The following is a 1114-nucleotide window of genomic DNA, read 5'->3' as shown; positions in this document are numbered from 1 at the left end:
CAAATAAAAAATGGGCAATCGCTAGTATCGAAACTGTTAAACCTGATGTGGTGTTTTCGCGCACCGATGGCATCCAACAAGCCAGTGAACTAATCCGCCAAAGAGATGGCTTGGATTATATGCTAGTTATTATTGTTGATATTTTACAACAGCAGTCTTGGGCGGTTAGTAGCAACGACGCACAAAATGAAATCATTGCGCAAGCATTTGATACCAGACTCAATGATAAATTGCTTGATTTGGGTCACTTGGTCAGCCGAAAAAAACAATTTGTGCCTACTTTAGAAGCATTTTATGCCAAATAGTCAGTTTTTAATCCACAAAAAAGGGCTAAATTGTTAGCCCTTTTTTATATTCAAAAATATTTTTTATGCTTCAACTTTACCCAAATTTGGAAACTTTACCGATAAAATCGCTGTCACTGTTAGTACGGCGGCAATAAAGCCTAACGAGATAGCCATCGGCACATGGAACACATCAAGCAGTAGCATTTTAGCACCAATAAACACCAAGATGACACTAAGCGCATAAGGCAATAAATGGAATTTATCCGCCAAACCCGATAACAAGAAGAACATCGCCCGTAGACCCAAAATAGCCAGCAAGTTTGCCGTCAATACAATAAACGGGTCGGTAGTGACCGCGAAAATTGCAGGAATCGAATCCACCGCAAAAATCACATCCGACAATTCAACCAAGATAAGCACCACCGCTAACGGGGTAAAATATTTTACGCCATTTTTCACCAACACAAATCGCTCTTGACCTGAGGCATCATGACTGTCATCGCTGATTTTCAGATGTTTTTGTAAAAACTTATACAGCCCTGACTGCTTCGGGTCTTCTTGCTCATCGTGGTTTTGCCACATTTTTACACCCGTGTACAGCAAAAACGCACCAAAAATATATAAAATCCAGCTAAACTCCGTGACAAGCCAAGCCCCTGCAAAAATCATCACCGTCCGCATGACAATCGCACCAATCACCCCGTACAGTAAAATCTTCCGTTGCATCGCAGGCGACACCGCAAACGCCGCAAAAATCATCAGCCATACAAAAACGTTATCAATGGCGAGCGATTTTTCCAGTAAATATCCTGTAAAAAACTCCCCTA

The 1114-nt window shown here is 41.4% G+C and carries 2 protein-coding genes; one reads left to right on the top strand and one right to left on the bottom strand.

Translation table 11 applies throughout. The features are described from left to right. Window positions 1-305 (top strand): DHHA2 domain-containing protein (locus RTR63_RS11775; RefSeq protein WP_312524455.1); only part of this gene is annotated, 305 nt, incomplete at its 5' end. 63 nt (window positions 306-368) lie between these two features. On the opposite strand, the gene RTR63_RS11770 is transcribed toward RTR63_RS11775, so the two are convergent. After that, window positions 369-1114: TerC/Alx family metal homeostasis membrane protein (locus tag RTR63_RS11770; RefSeq protein WP_312524454.1), on the bottom strand; the 746-nt coding region annotated here is incomplete at its 5' end.

Source organism: Moraxella sp. CTOTU47724 (assembly GCF_032014955.1).
GTDB lineage: Bacteria > Pseudomonadota > Gammaproteobacteria > Pseudomonadales > Moraxellaceae > Faucicola > Faucicola tetraodonis.
Note: the sequence above shows the minus strand (reverse complement) of the source record. Positions and strands in the feature narration are given on the sequence as shown.